This is a genomic window from uncultured Psychromonas sp. (assembly GCF_947489755.1).
In the GTDB taxonomy this organism is placed as follows: Bacteria; Pseudomonadota; Gammaproteobacteria; order Enterobacterales; family Psychromonadaceae; genus Psychromonas.
Genome location: NZ_CANLFB010000008.1, coordinates 106981 through 129150, shown reverse-complemented (window position 1 = coordinate 129150; position 22170 = coordinate 106981). Strand labels below are relative to the sequence as shown.

Genomic DNA, 22170 nt, shown 5'->3' with positions numbered 1-22170 from the left:
AGGCTGCAATTAACAAAGCAACAACTTTAATCTAGACACTTTTATTCACTGTACATTAACAATTACTTATTGATAACACATGATAATTTGAGAGGTCACTATGATGAATTACAACGCTGAAATAAATAACGCACACCAATTTATAAACCAACAAGGTTCAACTTGGAATGCCATTAACCCTGAATATATTGCACGTATGCGCTTACAAAACCGTTTTAAAACGGGATTAGATATCGCAAATTACACCGCTAAAATTATGCGTGATGATATGCAATCTTATGATCAAAATAGTGATAATTACACCCAATCGCTTGGTTGCTGGCATGGTTTTATCGGTCAGCAAAAAATGATTTCTATTAAGAAACATTTCACCACCACCAAAGGGACTTACCTTTACTTATCAGGTTGGATGGTAGCAGCGATGCGCTCTGAGTTTGGCCCATTGCCAGACCAATCAATGCATGAAAAAACCTCAGTGCCCATGTTAATAGAAGAACTGTACACCTTCTTAAAACAAGCTGATGCACGTGAATTAAATCATTTATTTGCAGACTTAGACACAGCACAAAGTAGCGGTGATCAAGTTGCAGAAAGAGCCGTACAAAAGCAAATTGACGAGTTTGAAACACACGTTGTCCCTATCATTGCCGATATCGATGCAGGCTTTGGTAATGAAGAGGCGACTTATCTACTCGCTAAAAAAATGATAGAAGCTGGAGCATGTTGTATTCAGATTGAAAACCAAGTGTCTGATGCTAAACAATGTGGCCATCAAGACGGTAAAGTAACCGTGCCACATGAAGATTTTTTAGCCAAAATAAATGCAGTGCGTTACGCCTTTATGGAGCTCGGTGTTGAAGAAGGTATTATCGTTGCTCGAACAGATTCATTAGGCGCAGGGTTAACGCAAAAAATCCCTGTCTCTCAATATCCAGGAGATTTAGCCGAGCAATACAACGCTTATATCGATGGTGAAAAAATCAATTCGTTAGCGGATTTAAAATCAGGTGATATGGTATTAAGTCGTGAAGGTGAGCTAATTAAACCAAACCGTCTTCCTAATGGATTAGTTCGCTTCAAACCTAATACTGGCGAAGATCGTGTAGTGCTTGATTGTATTACATCATTGCAACATGGTGCAGACTTACTATGGATTGAAACAGAAACACCGAACGTAGAGCATATTGCTAATATGGTGAATCGTATTCGAGAAGTGGTACCTAATGCCAAATTGGTTTACAACAACAGTCCTTCTTTTAACTGGACGTTAAATTTCCGCCAACAAGTATTTGATGCATGGGAAAAAGATGGCAAAGACGTAAGTGGTTACCAACGCAGCGACTTAATGAGTATTAAATACGACATTACTGAGCTAGCAAGCGCCGCCGATTTGAAAATACAAAATTTCCAAAAAGAAGCGTCTAAGCATGCGGGTATTTTCCATCACTTAATAACATTACCAACTTATCATACGGCTGCATTATCAACAGATAATCTCGCTAAAGAATATTTTGGAGAGCGTGCAATGTTGGCTTATGTTGAAAATGTACAACGTCTAGAGATAAGACAATCGCTCGCTTCAGTCAAACATCAGGACATGTCAGGATCAAATATTGGTGACGATCACAAAGAATATTTCTCTGGTGATCAAGCATTAAAAGCCTCTGGCGAGAATAATACAATGAGCCAGTTCTCTTAGACCTAGGTTTCTTTTTAAAGCGAGTAAGCGTTAGCTTTAATAAAGGAAAAATCAACACATAAAATATAGTAAGCATCGATATAATCAAATTCAATCAAGAAAGTGATTATTTCTTTGCTTGTTCTCACTATTAAATACCTTGATAACAATTTCCAATTCTACAATTCTGCAATTCTAAACCTCACAAGGTTAAATAATCTCTGTACCGGACAGGAAGGGCGTCATTTTTTGAATATTAATAAACAGCTTTTCAGCTTATCCTTAATCTTATGTCGTTCAGGTACATTATTGAAATAGCACCAGCTTATTCGAATAATAATTTAATAGAGAGATTCATAAAAATAACAGTGTTATATCACTTTGCTTCTATCCAACTAAGGTTGATCATCATTTTATTTTCAATACAGCACATAACATTCAATAGAGGAAGATTGATAAGGATCAATTGATCGTCAGTTATCATTTAAAAGCGATTTTTTGTCTATTTTTAATGTGAGGAATTTATCATTATCGATGAGTAAAAAGGCGAACAATATAAGGTACACGGGCTTTATCTAAGGACTTTTTATGTTGTATGCTGAATTTGTTTTTCTATTAATCGCGCTTTATATTGGTTCTCGTTTTGGTGGTATAGGCTTAGGTGTTATTTCTGGCATCGGGTTAGTTATTGAAGTCTTTATTTTTAAGATGCCACCCACTTCCCCTCCGATCACCGTCATGCTAATTATACTCGCAGTCGTCACCTGTGCATCTATTCTTGAAGCGGCAGGCGGTTTAAAGTATATGTTACAAATTGCCGAGAAAATTCTTAGAAAAAATCCTAAACGTGTCACCCTAATAGCTCCTTTTGTTACGTATTTTATGACCTTTCTATTAGGTACTGGCCATGCTGTTTATTCAATCATGCCAATCATTGGTGATGTAGCATTAAAAAATGGTATTCGCCCAGAAAGGCCAATGGCAGCCGCGTCTGTCGCTTCACAAATTGGTATTACTGCCTCACCGATTTCTGCTGCAGTGGTCTTTTATTTAGCACAAATAGTCGACCTTGGTACCGACATTACATTAATGTCGATTTTACTTGTCACTGTACCTGCAACGTTATTCGGTACGTTAATGATGTCATTATATAGCCTTAAACGAGGTAAAGAATTAGATGATGACGAAGACTATCAAGCTCGTTTAAAAGATCCCGTTTGGCGAGAAAAAATACTGAATACGACCTCTACCACTCTCAATCAAACATTACCCAAATCGGCACGTAATGCAGTGATGATTTTTATATCTGCGATTATCATTATTGTGATTATTGCAATGGTACCTGAGATAAGAACGATCGCAGAAGGCGATAAGCCTATCAGTATGGCAGTCATTATTCAGATGATGATGCTCGCTTTTGGCGGGGTTATTTTACTTGTGACAAAAACAGATCCACAAAAAGTACCTAATGGAGTCGTTTTCAAATCCGGTATGGTTGCAGCTATCGCTATTTTTGGGATTGCATGGATGTCTGATACCTATTTCCAATATGCCATGCCACAGTTTAAATCTAGTATTATTGAAGTAGTCACTCTTTACCCTTGGACATTTGCATTAGCATTATTCATTGTTTCAGTTGTCGTTAACTCTCAAGCGGCAACAGCAAGAATGATGTTACCCGTAGGGTTAGCGTTAGGTCTTGAACCCGCACTTTTAATAGGATTAATGCCTGCAGTGTACGGATACTTCTTTATTCCTAATTATCCATCAGATATCGCAACAGTAAACTTTGATACATCAGGCACAACGAAAATAGGTAAATGGTATTTCAATCATTCATTTATGTCAGTCGGGTTAATTGGTGTGATTTCCGCTTGTTGTGTAGGGTATATGCTTGGGCAAATCATCATAGGCTAATCATTGAAGATTCAAACAGTAAGACAACTAATACAAATCGTTTTTAAAGCTAACGATTGCCGATATATTTTATAATGTGTTTGCTCTTACTATCTGAATTTAGGAAAAAAATAAGTCTATTATTACCCCCAATAAACAGAGAATTTGTTACTTGAATTCAGAACTTGGATCTGCCCAATAATAACAGTTAGTTATTCTTCAATAATAGCATCGCCTTAGTGGCTTCAATTAAATGGTGTTTAGTATTGGTTTCAATTGAAGCATGACCCGAGGCTTCGCTGGTAATCAAGCTTGAATTCGGTAGTTTTTGATGTAATTGCCAAGCGTTATCAAATGGGCAAACGATATCAAATCGACCATGTACGATAGTCGTTGGAATATCTTTAATTTTATCTGTATTCGCTAATATTTGATTCTCAGATAAAAAGCAATGATTGATCATAAAGTGTGCCTCATGACGCGCCATTGTCCACGCTTGCTCGTCACCTGTTGCAGCATCAACAAAATCTTGATCCGGTATTAACGTACAACAACGAATTTCCCAAACACTCCATGCCTTAGCCACTCTCATTGCTAGTTCTTTATCGTCACCGACCATAATATCGTAAGCCGCTTGCACTGAAGCTTGGTCATTTGGCAATACATCAAGATACTCTTGCCAAAAGTCAGGATAAATACGGGTTGCACCACCACCAGAAAAAGTCCAATCAGTGTCTTGTGGGCGACCTAAGAAAATACCACGAAGTACTAAACTACTAACCTTTGTTGGATGGGTTTGCGCATATACAAGCGCTAATGTAGATCCCCATGATCCTCCGAAAACATGCCAATGATTAATATCTAGCTTCTCTCTAATTTGTTCAATATCACTCACTAGAAAATCAGTCTCGTTATTGTCTAAACATCCATGAGGTAAAGAACGGCCGCAACCACGTTGATCAAATAAAACAATACGGTATTTTTCAGGATCAAAAAATCGTCTATCGTTAGTAGAACAACCACCGCCAGGACCACCGTGAATAAACAGCACCGCTTGGCCATTTGGATTACCGCACTCTTCGACATAGAGCTGATGTTGGTTATCTACGTTCATTAAAAAATCATTGTAGGGTGCTAACTCTGGGTAAAACTCATTCATCGTATTGACTCGTATATTAAGGCGATACCACTCACGACCATATCATTAGTGAGAGGCTATATTTAAAGGTCGTAGTATTTGAAATCTACATTTGCTCAAGGTCGATTGACATTTCAATTAAAAAACCTAGTTCAGATACTTTTTTAAAGCCATGACGCTGATATAAAGCGATAGCTGGATTGTCTGAAAACACTTTTAATTTAATAAAACTATCTCCTCGAGCTTTAGCAAAATCAACAGCATAATATAAGCAATGACTTCCGATGCCTCTTCCTTGATATGATGATTTTATTTGTAAGTCTCTGATATAACAATTTTCATTATTAAATGAAAAGCGTAAAATTCCAACACATTCCGAGTTAAAATAGATTTCTAGGTTTTTGAATTTCTGCCAATGGTAATCAAAAAAATCAGCATCCCACGTAATATCTTTAGCAGCATAATAGCTTTTCATATTTTCTTGAATAAGCGCTGAGGAAAACTCTTTAAACTCGGCTTCTCTAAATTCAACTGTCATCTTATTTTCCTTTTAACTGCTAAACTTTTAACCGCTAAATAAGAGGAAGATCTCCATAACCTTGCTTACTTTACTTGCAAGAAACACCTCTTTTTGGTTAATATATATAAAATCACAAAAAAAGATAATATTTGTAATTTTATTGTATAAAAACTAATTAAATATAATTTACTTAAATATTAATGACATATCAAAACTTCTTTGATATTTAATAGAAGTTAGTATTTATAGGCCTTTAATAAACTCATTAACTTAGTAAAATAGTCAAAAACATTAATAATTTAGTAATGACAATTTAAAGACATCACAATGACATATCAACTAAAATAAGGTGAGAAGAGTGAATAAACACGACCAAAAAATTTCCTCTATTAACAACATCTTAACGACGCGTTATATGATCATAATGCTTGTAGCTGCTTTAGTTCTCTCTTTTTTTGCTTATCATTTTATTTTAAATAAAACACGCATAGATCTTATTGAAAATGCAAAAAATGAAAATAATTTAGTGATCAACCTCAGCAAAGGGTTTGTTAAAGCTTATTCTGATTTTGAAAGCCAATACGCAAATGGGTTATTGCCTAGTCGCGCAATTTACCGTTCTCATGCTCTTGAGCTTGCTAATTTAAACTCGTTGTTTGAAGGGGCTTTACACTCTGAAGTTGTTGGCTTTCCTGGGAAATCGATAAATAAAGGGCCTACTGACGATAAAATGCGACGCCAAATGCTATTACTTCAAACAAGTTCCGATCAAGATATGAACCTCACTTCAGTCATAAAAAATGACAAATCAGTAGTGCGAACTGTCGCACCTTTCTATGCAACTGAACAAGCTTGCGTGGATTGCCATAACAGTATCCAACATTTAACTGAACCCGAAAAATGGCAAGTTGGTGATCTTATGGGCGCACAGATAGTTGAAAAAAGTATAAAACCTCAACTTATAAAATCAAAGCGAGAAACCTTTATGATTAGCTTCTTAATTTTTTGTTCAGCAATAACCGTCTCGTTATTTTTAATGATAGTTTTTCAAAAAATGTTGTCAGTTAAAGAGTCAAATAAACAAAAAAATGCCGATACAATGCCTGGCTGTATCAATAGATCATAAAGTGCATTCAAGAAATAATATTTTTATTTTGGAATAATTAACTGTTCTGACAAATATTGTTTCATAAATCGATTGGCTTTCCATATATCAGCTAAGTGTTCGCCCGTTGTTGGATGCACATGAGCATACGGAAATGGGCCAAACTCAGGTGTAATGGTGAACACTTTTTGTTCACGTGTTAATGCATTATTAACAACTTTCTGCCAGCACTGAGTATGGTTAATAAGATGTGCTTGCCAACGTTGATCTTCAGGATTGGTTACCTGAGGCCCCTCTTCAAAACCCACTCGACCATGAATATGGTAAACAGAGTTAAATAACTTATTTAACCTTTCTTGTTGATCTTTCAAATCAGATTCATGCACCACCATCCAATGACTAATATCTAAATTTAGCTTTAACTCAGGCAAAGCATCAATAATTTGCTCGGTACCCAAAGTACTAAAAGTGGGTCTGAAACGATGTGTTTCATGGGTAATAGTGATGCCATGCTTTTGCTCCAATTCAAGCGCGGTTTCGAATAATATTAAATTATCTTCTAAACTAAAAATATCACGTCCCGTATGACAATTTATTAACTTAGGAGAAAACAACAGCGCACACTCTACTTGCTTAATAAGACTGGTTAGATGTGCTTGCACATTGTCACCTTGGGTTGCTATCCCAGTGATGATATCCAACTCCCTTTTTGCATGCGCTTTAAGCGTCGTACTAAGGTCAATATCATAAAAAGGTAAAAACAATTCGGTTCCTTGATACCCTTCATCTTGAATAACCTGTAAATGATGGTTTAATTCATTCGCATTTGTACACTGTACTTCCCACAGTGATTTATGAAAATTAAGCTTCATATTGAATCTCTATTATTAGCCTTTAGGATGTTAGCTGTTTATCTCAATTACCTTTGACTTTTACGGCTAGAGATAATTAAGTTCAAATCAGTAGAAATAGAATAACGTTGTTATTCCTTTATTTAATATTCCTATTTGGAAAAATGAATATTCGATTTATTCAATATTAGAAATGTTTGGTTATCGTTATATTTGTTAAAGAAAAGTAAAAAGGCAGCGCCATATTTAAATTAACGTGCATTTGAATTTATTAGCAAGGAAGATATCGATGTTATCAGCGGATCAAATAAAACATTATAACGAACAAGGTTTCATCGTAATGGACGAAATTATTCCTTTATATGAAATAGAAGCCATAAAAAGACGCGCTAACAAAATGGTTGAACAATGGGCTGAAGATAGTCCAGATAATGTATTTACGACAAATGACAATGACCGGAGCGATAACGACTATTTCTTAGATTCAGCAGAACAGATAAAATGTTTTTTTGAGGAAGAAGCCTTCAATGACAAGGGTGAATTAGTTCAAGATCGCGCTTTATGCATCAATAAAATTGGTCACGCATTACACGAACTTGACCCTGTATTCAGTGCTTTTAGTCACCAGAAATTATTGGGTGATATCCTGTCCGATATTGGTATGGTAACGCCACAAATTCGTCAATCTATGTATATTTTTAAACAACCGAACATAGGTGGTGTGGTGAATTGGCACCAAGATGCGAGCTTCTTTTTTACAACACCCCAGAGCGTTATTACTTTATGGTTTGCGGTTGAAGATGCAACACTTGAAAATGGTTGCCTTTGGGTCGAGCCTGAAGGACATTTAGGGCCCCTTAGAGAACGTTTTAATTTAGATGGTAAACAAACGACCATGGTTAATTTGGACGATATGCCTTGGCCAACAGAAGAAAGTGGGAAAAGTGTGGAAGTAAAAGCAGGTAGTTTGATTGTATTCCAAGGGCGACTCCCCCATTACAGTGCCCCTAATCGTTCACCAAAGTCTCGCCAAGCATTTACACTGCATGTCACTGATGGAGAAGCTGAATACGCGGCAGAAAATTGGCTACAAGCTAAAAAATCACCTTTACGCGGCTTTAATCGTTAACCAAACTATTAACTTTTCTTAACTTTCCTTAACTGATAAAAGTTAGGAAAGTTAAGCTTTAAAGAGGTTTAATAATTGCGTTCGTAGCCAACGATGAGCTTGATTCGTTTCACTACGTTTATGCCAAATAAGCGAATAAACGACTGGCTCCGAATGACAAGGTAAATTAAGCGCGACTAATCGTTTTGATTTTAATACAGAGTCAGCCCATTTATTGGTCGTTGTAAACACTAAATCTGAGTGACAACATAAACTGGTTGCCGCGTTAAAGTCAGGCACTTGTACGATCACATTCCTCTGGAAACCTAATTTAGATAATGATTGGTCAAACATCGGTAATCCCAACTCATTATCTTTAACATGAATATGCTTACTGTTTAAATAAGTCTGCTGATCCCATTTTTGTTCTAAGATAGGGTTTTTATCTCGCACCAAACAAACCAGTTCATCCCTGTATAACTCATCAATATTAAGCTGATTATTTAAATTAAGTTGTTGGCCTACGTCATGCGGAATAATCACAAAATCCAATCGACCTTGGTTTAATTGCTCAATACTAATATTGTCTTTAAACCAAGTATTGATTCTCATGTTAGGCGCTTCTTCTAATACTCGTTGCATCACTTTTGATAACACAAACTCAAAAGCACTTTCTTGCATCGAAATATTAAAACAGCCTTTATATTCTTTAAGGTTAAATTCTAATGGAGAAAATATTGCATTAATCGCATTCACCGCGACATTTAGTTTTGGTTCTAACTCTAGCGCTAGTGGCGTTGGCATTAAACCGTGAGAAATTCGATGGAATAAAGGGTCACTAAAAATATGCCTTAACTGCGACAAATTCTTACTGATAGTCGACTGACTTAAATTTAATCTTATCGCTGCAGATGAAGCATTTCGTTCTTGTAGTAGTACTTGTAAGGTAACCAATAAGTTAATATTAATGCGGGTTAACTGAGAAATTTCCATATTCCATTTACCTATTTATCTATTAATCTATTAATCTATTTACCTACCTATTAGCCTATTGGCATACGAAGTCATTTAACTTGAATAGAAGTAGGCTTAAGTAATATGTAACTATTTCTACTACTTAACCTCAAGGCTAATTAATGGAAATACAATTACATCCCAAGCCACACTGTTATAAATATTTAATACCCCCAAAAGTAAAGTTACTTATCCTTACTGGTCATATTATTAATGGCGACAGCTAAAATAACACCCAGTAATACGACACCTAATGTTGATAATGCACGCCACACTAAACCAGTGTCGCCAATATATCCCCAAATACCTAACACAGAAACAGTTGTACCCAGTAAAATACAAATCAAACCAATCGTTAATGCAACTTTATTTACACTCATATATACCTTATTATTTTTATTATTGAATATTTATTTTCCACTGCTATTTCAAATCAGGAGTGGAATATCACAAGTATATGTGAATGATGACAATGGACAACAATACTTTAATCAGTTTTATTCTAAAAAAACTAAATTAATGATTTTCTTTATTGCCGTTTCGTAACAGCGAAAACATTAATGCTTTTGATTAATTATCCGACAGACTATTAACTAAGTACACATTCAAAAGAATTCAACTTACACCTTAAACTAAATTATTACATCAGTTTCAATAAACGACTCCTTTCATCGTGCTCGCTTGAAATTGATTCGCTCTTTTATGGCGATTATTGTTATATCTCCCTTCTCACAAATAAATAAGACACCACCTCGATTTAGTGACTTTAAATATTATTAAATACAAAAGCATGATGCATAGCATTATTCATAATTTTAATAGGAATAGGATATAGCTTAATTGCCTCATCCACTCACTAAAGAGATCTGTTATGAAACAACCCAACGCTTTTCAACCTTTTTTGTTTTCAAGTTTTCAGAAAAAACATAGCCTTACATTAGGTGATTTAAAATGGAAAGCATTTGAAGTTCATGACTTCTTAGGTGACTCTGAAGATTGGGGAATGGTTATTGAAAATATGCTAACCGAGAAAAACCCAGCGCTTTTGGCTAAACTTTCTTTAGGCACTGACCATGACATGTTTTGTATCAGTAGTGATGATAGAGATGCTCTACACGATATTGCAGAAATAGTGTCTGAATTTTATGACAATGATGTACTGTTAGATGCTTGCATTGAACGTTACGCACAATACGATTTTGTGCCTAATCAACCAGTTCCTTGTCAATAATTTGCAACTCAATAGTAAATTAACAAGTTGATCAAAACCTAAACCCATTAACCTTATCTGGTGTTTTTTGGCGCTTGTCGGCGGTTTTGTCATTCTCTTTTTATACCAAGTTAATTCCGCCGTAAAAATTATCAATAATACAAATGATAAGGCTAAGAACATATATAGAAAGAAGTTATATGAAATGCTCAAAGATTAAGGTTATACCGCTACTGTTTCAGCAAGAAATTTAACAGTAACGGTATGAATGATAGGCCTTAACTAGACCTATTTATCTGATTAAGCATCATAGGTGGTAGATGACACGTTACCGCCATGACCAGTCCAATCATTATGGAAAAACTCTCCCGCTGGTGTGTCTACTCTTTCAAAAGTATGCGCGCCAAAATAATCGCGTTGTGCTTGTATCATATTGGCAGGTAATCGAGCGGTGGTATAACCATCGAGGAACGTTAATGATGACGTCATACAAGGCATTGGTAGGCCTATTTGCAACGACTTCGAAGTAACCTCTCTCCACGCAGGTGAGCAACGTTGTAAAATCGTTTTAAAGTAAGAATCTAACCCTAAAAAGGTTAACTCTGGTTGTGCAACAAAAGCATCACGAATATTACCTAAAAATGCACTGCGTATAATACAACCACCACGCCACATTAAAGCAACATTACCGTAATTGAGTTCCCAGTTGTTATCTTCTGATGCTTGCTTCATTAACATAAAGCCTTGTGCATAAGAGATTATTTTACTGGCTAATAGCGCATCACGTAATGCCTCTATCCATTGCGCTTTATTCTCTGTAATAGGCGTAATTGATTTATTAAATAAATCACTCGCATCAACACGTTGTTGCTTGAGAGAAGAAAGGTAACGTGCAAAAACAGACTCTGTAATGAGAGTTAGTGGAATACCAAGATCTAATGCATTAATACCAGTCCATTTACCGGTACCTTTTTGGCCGGCGGTATCCATTATTTTTTCAACAAGTGGTTCGCCATCGACGTCTTTAAAAGCCAGTATATCGATGGTAATTTCTACTAAATAACTATTAAGTTCAGTTTCATTCCATTTTTTAAAGGTCGCTTCCATCTCTTCATGAGACATTAATAACGCTTCTTTCATAAAGTGATAAGCTTCGCTGATAAGCTGCATATCTCCATATTCAATACCATTGTGGATCATTTTTACAAAGTGACCCGATCCTGCATTACCGACCCAATCACAACAAGGCTCTCCTTGATCTGTTTTTGCAGAAATACCTTGAAAAATGGGTTTGATATGTGGCCATGCTTTAACATCCCCACCCGGCATAATAGACGGCCCAAAACGAGCACCCTCCTCGCCACCAGAGACACCAGCACCGACAAAGTGGAGACCTAACTCACTCAGTTTTTCAACGCGACGATTACTATCAACATAATTAGAGTTTCCCCCATCAATGATGATATCGCCTTTATCCAATAAAGGAATGAGCGCATCAATAAAATGATCAACCACTTCACCTGCACGCACCATCAACATAATTTTTCGAGGGGCAGCGAGTAAACTCACCATCTCCTCTAGAGAATGGGCACCAACAATATCAGTGTCTTTAGCAGTTGTTTCTAAAAATTTATCAACTTTAGAGACGGTACGATTATAAGCAACGACTTTAAAGCCGTGGTCATTCATATTTAAAATCAGGTTTTGCCCCATCACGGCTAGGCCTATGACTGCGATATCAGCATTCATTATTTCTTTCCTTTTGGTAATAGTGTTGAAGATTCTGGATCTAAATAAAATTGAGTTATTCCTGTTTTAGCTGAAATATGAGCAGCAGGATAAAGATCACGACTGTTATCTTGGGTATTTATTTTATAAATAATATCGGCTTTACTGGCGCCCATGACTAAATAGGTAATGCGTTTACTGTGCTCAATTAAATGCGCTGTTTTTGAAATACGTAATTGTCCACTTTGCGGTTGTGTGGCAACAAACGTTAAGTTGCTTTCTTCATAATTAGTTTGCCCAGGGAAAATAGACGCGGTGTGACCATCTCCTCCCATGCCTAATATAATCCAGTCAAATTGTGGAAGCCCATCGTGAATAGGCACACTTAATTGAATTTCCTGCGCATAACGAAGGGCTTCTTGCTCAGGTGAGTTTTCACCACGAATGCGATGAATATTATCAGCAGGAATAGTAATATGATCAAATAAACGTTGTTTACATTGTCCATAATTACTTTCGGGATCTTCTGCCGCAACACAACGTTCGTCTCCCCACCAAAAGTGTAACTGTTGCCAGTTTATGGCGGTGGAAAAGTCAGAACTCGCTAAATAATCAAACAAAAGGTTAGGCGTTGAACCACCCGATAAAGAAATATGAATAGGCTGTTCGCTTTCACTTAATCGCAGTAATTCATTAGCGAGTTGTTCAATTAAAGATTGGGTTGAATCAAAAATAATATTATTCATGTTATAGCTCGCAGTAATCAGTATCAGTTAAATTCTTACAAGGAGAACGCCATGTTTGACCATTTTTGAATAATGCCTCTGCTTCAATCGGTCCCCATGTACCCGCTGCATAACCATAAAGATCAAATTTATTTTTTTTATAATCAAGAATTGGTTGTACAAACTCCCAGCAAGCACGAACAGCATCACTCCTAGAAAAGAGTGTCGCATCGCCCTTTAATACATCTAATAATAAGCGTTCATAGGCAGATAATAATGCTGAGTTTTTTAAATTGCTGTAATGAAAGTCCATTGCTACCGGTTCTGTTTCAAAACCTGCTCCAGGTTTTTTTAAACCAAAACTTAATAATGTGCCTTCATCAGGTTGAATACGCATAATCAGTTTATTATCAGGTGGATTTTCAGAAAAAACAGGGTGAGGTGTTTTCTTAAAATTGATCACAACTTCAGTTACACGTGTTGGCATACGCTTGGCAGTACGTACATAAAACGGCACACCATCCCAACGCCAATTTTTGATGAACATTTTAAGTGCCACATAAGTTTCAGTACGAGAATCCTCTGGTACTCCGTTTTCTTCACGATAACTTGATAGGCATTCATCACGTACATGGGATTTTGTATATTGCCCTAATACTAAGTTATGTTTTAGATCATGCTCATTTAATGGTTTGAGGCATTGTAATACTTTAACCACTTCATCACGCATTGAGTCTGCATTGATGACTGCAGGCGGTTCCATGGCGACCATTGCAATCACTTGCAATAAATGATTTTGTATCATATCGCGCATCGCACCGGAATTATCATAATAACCACCGCGAGAACCGATGCCTAAGTCTTCAGCGCCCGTCACTTCAATATAATCAATATATTTTGAGTTCCACAATGGCTCAAAAATACTATTGGCAAAGCGCAGCACTAACATGTTTTGCACGGTTTCTTTACCGAGATAATGATCAATTCGATAAATTTGATCTTCTGTAAAGTCCTGATATAAGCTTTTATCAAGGGCAATAGCCGACTCAAGGTCATAACCAAAAGGTTTTTCAATAACCAATCGCTTCCAGCCATCATCTTCGTCATTCAATCCTTGAGCGGCAAGATTTTGAGGAATAACAGAATATAAGCTCGGTGGAGTAGCAAGATAAAATAACGTATTACTGTCTATTTTCAATTCTGTTTCGATAGATTGAATACGCTGCTTAAGTGCCGTGTACTCCTCTTTATTTTCAGGATCCATGACTTGATAAAATAAATGTTTACAAAATTTATCTAATAATTCATGGTCAGCGTTATCATCTGAAGCGAGATCTTTTATTAATTTTTCACGGAAACTTTGGTCGTCATAAGTACTGCGACTAGCACCTAAAATAGCAAATGAAGAAGATAATTTTTGATGTGAATATAATTTATAAAGTGCGGGAATTAGCATGCGTTGCGTGAGGTCACCAGAGGCGCCAAAAATCACAATGCAGTTATTTTCAAGAGTTAACATTAATCTATCCTTCAATGAGAGAGGCGAAAAAGATTAAAAAGTGACGTAGATTGAGGATAAAATACTCACAACCAAAGACCACAGTAATTTACATTTACTACGGATTCAACAGATTATTTGTATTTCAAAGACTGATTTATTAAATTTAGTGATGTATTAATTTTAAAGTTAATCGATGTATGTTTATTTACCTAGATAGTTGGTAGGGACTGTTACTATTGTTAATCATAGTCTGAGTTAGCTTAGCCTTAAAGATTTAATTAAATGAATGTTGAAAAAAACACCTGCTAAAACTATCAGCTTAGGATGTGTTGCTCCATCAACTCAACTATCATTTGAACAGATAACTCTTCAAGTTTATATTGTTCAATAAATACAAAATATTCCGTCCCTGCTTTCCCCGTTCCGACTCCTACTATCTCAGGATTAGCATCCAAGATAATAAACATTAACCTTTGTTTAAGTTTAATGTTATCGATGGTGACCGCATTCGACGCTTGTAAGCTTTGTTCTAACAACCCAACCGTAGTAGAAAGTTGCTGATGCTTTTCTATTAATTGATCATTGGCACTTGCAACTAACGTTAACAGCTGTTCGATATTTTTATTCATTGATAATTCCTAACGTGAAAATGGTAATGTTGATCAGTCAATTTTTATAATTCTATACAAACGTTAGGAAGTCGTTTTTCAAACCATCAGTTCCAGTTATTAACAATAGAAATAAAAGAAGTCGTTTATTTAGCCAGTAATGTTTTCAATGTATCGATACGCTTTTTATTAGCACCAAAATCTTTACGGCCCACACGAGAAGCAGAACGAAAATGTAGTAAGTTATTATCACTAACCCTTAATTCAACATCATCAACAAAACCAAAAATACCCGAAGTGAAAGTAGCAGCAATATAGTCTGGTTCGACAGTAACTATTTTTCCGTCAAGCGACTCTAAAGCAGCTTTCGCTTTGTTTAAGAATACTGATTTATCGCCACTAAAAATGAGAGGTTCAATGGTATTAGCTTTGCCATTGATAGTTTCGCTGATCACACAGTTTTCTGTGCTTACACAAGCAGGTAGCCGACCATTTTTAAGCCCTAGCGCTTGTCCTTTTTTAGAGACAATACCCAGTATAAAAAAAGCGATAATGATTAAAATAATAATAGCGCCTAAGATATAAAAAAATTTTTGCATTGTTTTAGTCCATTTAAATAGCATTTTTCAAAAAATAACGATTAGTTGTTAGTATGTTGCTAGCTTCTAAAAAGATCACTAACTAGCCAATCTAATATAACTTGATGACCTATTCATTACTTTACAGATCAAGCTTCTTGGGTAGAAGATTCAATTTGTTGCAACACTTCAAGCGCTTTTGGAAACTGTTCAATATTAAACAATTTATCGCGAATCTGCCAGAAACGCCCTACTTTGTTAGCAATCACTATTTCTGGATGCTGCAAACGGTGTTCATTATTAATAACCTTAGTCACTGAGCTGTCAGTAAAAGGGCGAAAGCGATCAATCAAATGAGGCTGAATAAAACGTTGTAAAAACTGTGCTTTTTGTTTTGCTGTCGTTAACTGCCAAAATTCACTAATTTGTCCCTGGCCGCCACTATAAGTCACTTTTAATTGGTTTTTACCGTGCTTATTTTTAGTTGCTTCAAGTTGCATATCATCACAACGAATGATCATGGCATCTTTTAACTTCATTGCTTCACGTAGTTTTTTATCTGGGTCTACTAATACGGCTTCACAGTGACCACAAACACGTGCAGCAATATCATTGTCCATTCCACATTGGTCACAGAACTTAGCTCTAAAACGATAATTACAATGCACTCGCTCTTCGAATTTATTACCGTCATCATCCTCGGTAATTTTTAACGAATATCCTTGGCATTTACGACCATAATGCTCAATCACAAAACCAGCAGGATCCAGCTTTCCCCAAAAATTATTAGTAAACTGACAAGCAGGACAAGGAATACTCACTAATTCACTGCCGCTTTCTGGTTTTTCTTGCCCTACTTCTGGCTCGTATAAATCGTAACAATTACCTGCGAACTCCATCACTAAGCAATCTTTTTTACCGTCAGCTAAACGTAACCCTCGCCCTACTATTTGTTGATATAAGCTGATTGATTCAGTCGGACGTAAAATAGCGATTAAATCAACATGTGGCGCATCAAATCCTGTGGTTAATACAGAAACGTTGACCAAATACTTTATTTTTTTATTTTTAAAGTTTTGGATAATTTGATCACGATCTTTGCCTGCCGTATCGCCAATAATTAATGCAGCACTTTCGTCTTGCAGATAACCTAATATTTCTTGAGCATGTTTTACTGTCGAAGCAAAGATCATTACCCCTTGTCTTTCTTCTGCATGGTGAATAACAGACTTTATGATTTCAGGGGTTGCTCGTCCTGATTTTTCAATCACTTTGTTTAAGTCAGCCTCACGATAACTTCCAGTATTTGCAGGGCTGATTTGCGAAAAGTCGTAACTCAATACCGCCATATCCATGACTTTTGGTTCAGTCAGAAACCTCTCATCCAGCAGAAAACGAATCGGTAAATCAAAAATACAATCCCGAAAAAAACGAGGTTCTTCACTGCGTACTTGTCCACGGGTATGGTATTGATATATCCAGCCTAATCCGAGTCGATAAGGTGTTGCAGTTAACCCTAAAACCTTTAAATTTGGGTTGATAGACTGTAAGTGTTTAATCACTTTTTGGTAACTTGAGTCACCTTGCATCGGCACGCGATGGCATTCATCAATCACTAATAATGAGAAAGCATCATCAAAAAGTTCGAGGTTATTTACAATCGACTGTACTGAAGCGAACACGACCTGTTGCGACGTTTCTTTTCGGCCTAATCCTGCGGAAAATATAGAGGCTTCAACACCATAACTTTCATATTTAGCATGATTTTGCTCTACTAGCTCTTTAACGTGAGCAAGTACCAACACACGCCCTTTCGCTATTCTAGCCAACTCTGCAATAATTAAACTCTTCCCTGCACCTGTTGATAACGCTAATACGGCGGGTGTACTAAAACGGCGAAAGTAATGCAAAGTCGCATTAACGGCATCTTGTTGATAAGGACGAAGTGTAAACATAAAAAAGCACGCTTTTAATGACTGATAATTGATTGCTAACGATTAACTATTAACTTTTAATAAAAATAAAAATAAAAAACAACTTAACATTTTTAGGTCAGTTTTAATCGCTCTTTACTGATACTAACAGAGTGAAAAAGATGAATAAAACCCAATAAAAAAACAATTGAATTCCAACAAATCAATTATTCTCTGCGAATAATGACTTGCGCTTCCATGATGACATCTTGTTGTAACTCCAATTTAATGCTGTCTTTAATCGCATCGAGTTTTGCACTGGTCAAGGTTTCAGGGGTCACTAACTTTACAGAAATTTCAATGGGATCCAATGCTCTTGCATAGACTTCTCTGAGTACGACCTGCCCTATTCTTTTACCTTCAAGCTGTTGCATTATTTTCGCCTCTTCAGATAAACGTAAGAAGCTAAACACTAACGGAATAGAAACCAATGTCACGCCGATAAAAGCAATCATTAGGCCCTTTTTAGCGCGAGTAAAAGGTGCAAACCCTAAAGCAAGGAAAGTGAGGGCTGCCGCAAAGACAATACCTGCCAAGTTGGTTAAGAATAATAATAAAGCGCCCCAAGCAACATGCGAATCTAGCCAGCCAATGCCAATACCTGTTACCGCTAACGGTGGCACAAGTGCGACGGCAATCGCCACACCCGCTAAACTTTTAGCAGCATCAACTCGTGCATGAGCATAAGCGCCGGCAATACCAGAAATAACGGCAACGCCTAAATCTAATAGACTTGGGCTTAATCGCGCTGCAATTTCAGGGGTGATGATTTCCATCGGGATAATAAAACTCGCAACAGACGAAAAGCCTAAAGAGACTAATATCCCAATGCCTAAGGTCGTTGCACTTGCGGTGAGCAATGAAGGATCTTGACGCGCTAACGCCATCGAAAGTGAAATGATAGGCCCCATTAGTGGCGCTAAGATCATCGCACCAATAATAACAGGTGCAGAGCTTGCAAAAAGCCCTACGCTCGCGAGTAAAGTCGATAGTGCCATTAAGGTAAGAAATGCGGAAGATGTGGTCGCATTGTCTCTCAATAGTTGATATAGGTCTTTAAATTCGTCTGTGGCAGCATGTGCAATAAAAGCTAACGGTTTACTGGCTAATTCATTCACCGCTTCACCAGATGGGAGCCCTTTAATTTTGAGTTGTTCTTTTTGTGCACTAGAGGTGTCGATGATCGGTAAAGATTCTCCCACCAACAATGTCAGTACGTGATTTTCTGTTTGAACAGATAACGATTCGGCTTGCCCTTCTTGACCATCAATTTGGTAATCTAAAACATCGCCGTTAGTGAATGTTAAACTTTTCGTTTTCACTAGGCCAAGAAAGCTAGGCAATGAATAATACCGGCCTAATGTAGAGATCGTAATAAATCGCAGTAATTCCATGATACTACGCGGAGCAATCAACATAACGTGGCACATACCGTCATTGATATGACTATTAGGAAGGATGTGTTTAGATAACCAAGAATCGTGAACATGAGCTGTAATAACAACCCCTAATGCAGCGGTTGTGAAACTACTTTCATTCTCAGTATTGAAAGTCACTTGTTTAGGAGAAGCATGACGAATTTTCCCAAGGTTTTTCCATCCAAGTTTAAGTCTTTCAACAAAGCCTAAGCTTTTAGCACTGGGTAATAAGTTAAAGCTTTCACCAAAAACTAACTCTGAAAGTAAAATTTGACCGTTACAACGGACGATATCTACTTGTGCTGGTTGGCTTTTCTCTGCTTCTTGAATCGCTTTTTTTAAATTACTTTGAGCACAAAACCCACGTTTAGCATAGATCGATTCGGGATGAGGTAAAATAGCAAGTTGCCAACCACCATCGATAGCAGCTTGGATAACATCAGGCGCTTGTTGATCATTTACATAGGCATAAACACGGCTGTCTTTATTAAATTGAACAGGCTCATTTTCCCAGGCTCTTGGTAAAATAGTTTCTTCAAAAAACGCTAAGACGTTATCTGTTAATTGATCTTTTTGTGCAATGTCAAAAAGTAGAAAACTATCGGCCATAATCCATTCTCACTGAGGAAATTTATAAAAATACAGTATGCGTATAGGTGAGGAGGAGTGCAATAAGTAACTGTTAGTAATGAAGAGTAATGAAGAATTATAGAAAAATGTTTGAATTTTAAATGAAATGACCGGTTTGATCATTTCACTTTTTAAATATTACTCGTGATCAATATAATGTTATTGAGCCAGTAATATTAACCTTGTAGCTGCTTTTCAACATCTGCAACAATACTATCAGGATCACCAATATATTGAGCATGATTTAACAGTACCGCATTATCATTATGTACTAACAATAAAGCAGGGAAAGAAGCGGTTCCCATGAAATCTTGTAAATCATTAATATCAGATAGAACATACAAAGCATCTTTGCTTAGTTCTTCTTTAAAGACTTTATTTGGTATTGATAGTTTTAAGTCTTCAGCAAGTTCTGTGAAGTCTATTTTTTTGCCTAAAGAATTACCTTCTACAAAGTGAGCATGTTGCAAAGCTTGTAAAACCGTTAATAATTTATCTGACTGTTTAGTCGAGATCCAGGCCAGTAAGTTTGCACTGATAACACTATTTTTAGGACTGTCTGCGAAACGTATATACTCTTGTGAAAAAGGAACATCACTTTCTTTTTCAACAGATTTAATCGCGTTAAAACCAACACTACTACCGCCATCATAGTTAGCACAGTGCCAAGCATGTACTTCCATTTCAGGAAAAGCTTCATCTAAAGCAACCACTAATGGTGTTGCCGCATAACTCCATGGGCAATGAGAGTCGTAAATAAAAAATAATTCTGAGCTCATAAAACCTACCTTGTCGACGTTTAAGCGTCGAGTTCTAAATTAATTTGGGTACAACCTTTGCTGCACTGCACACCACTTTCACCTTCACTTAACACAGTTAAAGTGAGTGGTTTTTCACAGGCTTCACAAAGTACTGTTTGCCCTTTTGCAATACGTTTAATCACATTACGCTGCTGATTAAACGACTCAGCAGCGGTTTTATTTATTTGAGAAAAATCTATTTTAGTCATCTTAGCTATGCCAATCTGTTTTAGTTTCAATTTAACTTAACGTTCATTTAATGAATACGTTCACTTTTAAAGTCTGTTCTTTATAGGTCTATTATTTATAAACCTGTTCTTTAAAGATCTAGATTAGCTAAGCGTTTTGGTGCAATCAAGCCATCATCATTCATTTGTCCAACGCCGATAAACGTTCGTTGTTCGCCAACGGTGATTCTAACAATAGTATTGTCTGGTGCACCGAATACTTGTACCGGTTGACCGTGCAATACATAAGCTCCCATTTCATCAGAAATATTGACTTCAGGATAATTTTTAACTGCAGTATCCATTTCTAATAATAACGGATCCAACAAGTCATAAGGACTAACGTCTTCTTCTTTCGCTTTTTCTATTAACGCTTCTAGCTCATCGATAGTAATCATGCGTTCATAAGGGTAATCAGCAACTTGTGTACGACGCAACATTGATACATGTGCACCACAACCTAATAACTCACCGAGATCGTCAACAATCGTTCTGATATACGTGCCTTTACTCACATGGATATCTAAATCAATTTCGTTATCTTCAAAGCGTAATTGATTAATTTCGTACACGGTAATCGGGCGAGCAGGACGATCGATAGTAATGCCTTCACGAGCGTACTTATATAACGGCTTACCTTCGAATTTCAAGGCTGAATACATAGAAGGCACTTGTTCGATTTCACCACGGAAAGTATCAAGAGCAACATCAAGTTGTTCTTGAGTGACTGAAACAGGTTTTTCGCAAACCACATCACCTTGAGAATCACTAGTGTCAGTTCTTACACCTAATGTAGCAGTCACTGTGTAACGTTTATCTGAGTCTAATAGAAATTGAGAAAACTTAGTCGCCTCACCTAAACAAACAGGTAACATACCTGTCGCCAATGGATCTAAGGCGCCGGTATGTCCTGCTTTTTGAGCAAAGAAGATTCTTTTTACGCGTTGTAAAGCATGATTGGAACTGATGTCCGTAGGTTTATCTAATAATACGATGCCATTAATCGGGCGACCCTTTCCACGTTTTACCATTACTTCGCTTCCTCTTCTTCTGTTGCATCTAGTTCGTCTTCTTCACGACCAGCTTCTTTTAACTTCACTTTATCATTTTTTACTGCGCCACTTACTAGCTCAGAAATACGTAAACCTTCTGTTAACGTTTCATCAAATGTGAAACGAACTTCAGGCACAATACGTAACTTCATTGCTTTACCTAGTAAACGACGAACGTAACCAGCAGCAGCATTTAAGCCTTTTAATGATTCATCATTGGTTTGGTCACCAACAGTGAAAAAGGTTACGTATACCGTTGCGTATGCAAGGTCACGGGTAATATCAACGCCAGAAATGGTGACCATTCCGATACGTGGATCTTTAACTTCTTGTTGTAAGATTCGAGCAAGTTCTTTTTGTACTTGCTGAGAAACTCGAGAAGCACGGCTATATTCTTTTGCCATTTGTAA

Annotated in this window: 21 protein-coding genes; 5 read left to right on the top strand and 16 right to left on the bottom strand. The window is 36.7% G+C overall.

Annotated features, from left to right (window positions below; all coding sequences use genetic code 11):
- Nucleotides 1–103: 103 nt before the first annotated feature.
- The gene (locus tag Q0794_RS06715; RefSeq protein ID WP_298940982.1) at nucleotides 104–1699 is read left to right on the top strand and encodes an isocitrate lyase; all 1596 of its coding nucleotides are present in this window, start codon (nucleotides 104–106) and stop codon (nucleotides 1697–1699) included.
- Between the two features lie 567 nt (nucleotides 1700–2266).
- Entirely contained in the window at nucleotides 2267–3595 is a 1329-nt protein-coding gene (locus tag Q0794_RS06710) for an anaerobic C4-dicarboxylate transporter (protein WP_298940969.1), read from the top strand.
- Nucleotides 3596–3782: 187 nt separating this feature from the next.
- Here the strand turns inward: Q0794_RS06710 and pip are convergent, their stop codons facing one another.
- Both pip and Q0794_RS06700 read right to left on the bottom strand, forming a co-directional pair.
- Complete coding sequence (gene pip, locus Q0794_RS06705; RefSeq protein WP_298940968.1) at nucleotides 3783–4733, bottom strand: prolyl aminopeptidase; 951 nt, start codon at nucleotides 4731–4733, stop codon at nucleotides 3783–3785.
- Nucleotides 4734–4818: 85 nt separating this feature from the next.
- Nucleotides 4819–5250 (bottom strand): GNAT family N-acetyltransferase, encoded by a 432-nt coding sequence (locus Q0794_RS06700; protein WP_298940967.1) that lies wholly within the window; start codon nucleotides 5248–5250, stop codon nucleotides 4819–4821.
- A 340-nt stretch (nucleotides 5251–5590) separates the two neighbouring features.
- Between Q0794_RS06700 and Q0794_RS06695 the strand changes: the two genes are divergently transcribed.
- On the top strand, nucleotides 5591–6358 hold the full coding sequence (locus tag Q0794_RS06695) for a DUF3365 domain-containing protein (protein ID WP_298940966.1): 768 nt from the start codon (nucleotides 5591–5593) through the stop codon (nucleotides 6356–6358).
- Between the two features lie 23 nt (nucleotides 6359–6381).
- On the opposite strand, the gene Q0794_RS06690 is transcribed toward Q0794_RS06695, so the two are convergent.
- On the bottom strand, nucleotides 6382–7209 hold the full coding sequence (locus Q0794_RS06690; protein WP_298940965.1) for a sugar phosphate isomerase/epimerase: 828 nt from the start codon (nucleotides 7207–7209) through the stop codon (nucleotides 6382–6384).
- Between the two features lie 268 nt (nucleotides 7210–7477).
- Here Q0794_RS06690 and Q0794_RS06685 point away from each other — a divergent pair, with 268 nt between their 5' ends.
- Nucleotides 7478–8317 carry a phytanoyl-CoA dioxygenase family protein gene (locus Q0794_RS06685; RefSeq protein ID WP_298940964.1) on the top strand — a complete coding sequence of 280 codons (840 nt, stop codon included), beginning with the start codon at nucleotides 7478–7480 and terminating at the stop codon, nucleotides 8315–8317.
- Nucleotides 8318–8368: 51 nt separating this feature from the next.
- Here the strand turns inward: Q0794_RS06685 and Q0794_RS06680 are convergent, their stop codons facing one another.
- Nucleotides 8369–9289 (bottom strand): LysR family transcriptional regulator, encoded by a 921-nt coding sequence (locus Q0794_RS06680; protein WP_298940963.1) that lies wholly within the window; start codon nucleotides 9287–9289, stop codon nucleotides 8369–8371.
- A gap of 206 nt (nucleotides 9290–9495) precedes the next feature.
- Nucleotides 9496–9690, bottom strand: a complete 195-nt coding sequence (locus Q0794_RS06675) for a hypothetical protein (protein ID WP_298940962.1) — start codon at nucleotides 9688–9690, stop codon at nucleotides 9496–9498.
- A 491-nt stretch (nucleotides 9691–10181) separates the two neighbouring features.
- Between Q0794_RS06675 and Q0794_RS06670 the strand changes: the two genes are divergently transcribed.
- A complete protein-coding gene (locus Q0794_RS06670) occupies nucleotides 10182–10541 on the top strand; it encodes an Imm51 family immunity protein (RefSeq protein WP_298940961.1) in 360 nt (119 codons plus the stop codon).
- Between the two features lie 279 nt (nucleotides 10542–10820).
- Here Q0794_RS06670 and gnd read toward each other — a convergent pair whose 3' ends face one another.
- From gnd to rbfA, 11 genes are all read right to left on the bottom strand, one after another.
- On the bottom strand, nucleotides 10821–12269 hold the full coding sequence (gene gnd / locus Q0794_RS06665; RefSeq protein ID WP_298940960.1) for a decarboxylating NADP(+)-dependent phosphogluconate dehydrogenase: 1449 nt from the start codon (nucleotides 12267–12269) through the stop codon (nucleotides 10821–10823).
- Nucleotides 12269–12994: a 6-phosphogluconolactonase gene (gene pgl, locus Q0794_RS06660; protein ID WP_298940959.1), complete on the bottom strand. Its 726-nt coding sequence runs from the start codon at nucleotides 12992–12994 to the stop codon at nucleotides 12269–12271. The genes gnd and pgl overlap by 1 nt, the downstream gene beginning before the upstream one ends.
- A 1-nt stretch (nucleotide 12995) precedes the next feature.
- Entirely contained in the window at nucleotides 12996–14492 is a 1497-nt protein-coding gene (gene zwf / locus Q0794_RS06655) for a glucose-6-phosphate dehydrogenase (protein WP_298940958.1), read from the bottom strand.
- Between the two features lie 296 nt (nucleotides 14493–14788).
- Nucleotides 14789–15103 carry a hypothetical protein gene (locus Q0794_RS06650; RefSeq protein ID WP_298940957.1) on the bottom strand — a complete coding sequence of 105 codons (315 nt, stop codon included), beginning with the start codon at nucleotides 15101–15103 and terminating at the stop codon, nucleotides 14789–14791.
- 125 nt (nucleotides 15104–15228) lie between these two features.
- Nucleotides 15229–15681 (bottom strand): DUF1499 domain-containing protein, encoded by a 453-nt coding sequence (locus Q0794_RS06645; RefSeq protein ID WP_298940956.1) that lies wholly within the window; start codon nucleotides 15679–15681, stop codon nucleotides 15229–15231.
- A 128-nt stretch (nucleotides 15682–15809) separates the two neighbouring features.
- The gene (locus Q0794_RS06640; protein ID WP_298940955.1) at nucleotides 15810–17615 is read right to left on the bottom strand and encodes a DEAD/DEAH box helicase; all 1806 of its coding nucleotides are present in this window, start codon (nucleotides 17613–17615) and stop codon (nucleotides 15810–15812) included.
- A 185-nt stretch (nucleotides 17616–17800) separates the two neighbouring features.
- Nucleotides 17801–19660, bottom strand: a complete 1860-nt coding sequence (locus Q0794_RS06635; RefSeq protein WP_298940954.1) for a TIGR00341 family protein — start codon at nucleotides 19658–19660, stop codon at nucleotides 17801–17803.
- A 197-nt stretch (nucleotides 19661–19857) separates the two neighbouring features.
- Nucleotides 19858–20460, bottom strand: a complete 603-nt coding sequence (locus Q0794_RS06630) for a protein-disulfide isomerase (RefSeq protein ID WP_298940953.1) — start codon at nucleotides 20458–20460, stop codon at nucleotides 19858–19860.
- Between the two features lie 20 nt (nucleotides 20461–20480).
- A complete protein-coding gene (locus Q0794_RS06625; RefSeq protein ID WP_298940952.1) occupies nucleotides 20481–20690 on the bottom strand; it encodes a hypothetical protein in 210 nt (69 codons plus the stop codon).
- A gap of 110 nt (nucleotides 20691–20800) precedes the next feature.
- A complete protein-coding gene (gene truB / locus Q0794_RS06620) occupies nucleotides 20801–21739 on the bottom strand; it encodes a tRNA pseudouridine(55) synthase TruB (RefSeq protein WP_298940951.1) in 939 nt (312 codons plus the stop codon).
- Complete coding sequence (gene rbfA, locus Q0794_RS06615) at nucleotides 21739–22164, bottom strand: 30S ribosome-binding factor RbfA (RefSeq protein WP_298940950.1); 426 nt, start codon at nucleotides 22162–22164, stop codon at nucleotides 21739–21741. Before rbfA ends, truB begins: the two co-directional genes overlap by 1 nt.
- Nucleotides 22165–22170: the final 6 nt, after the last annotated feature.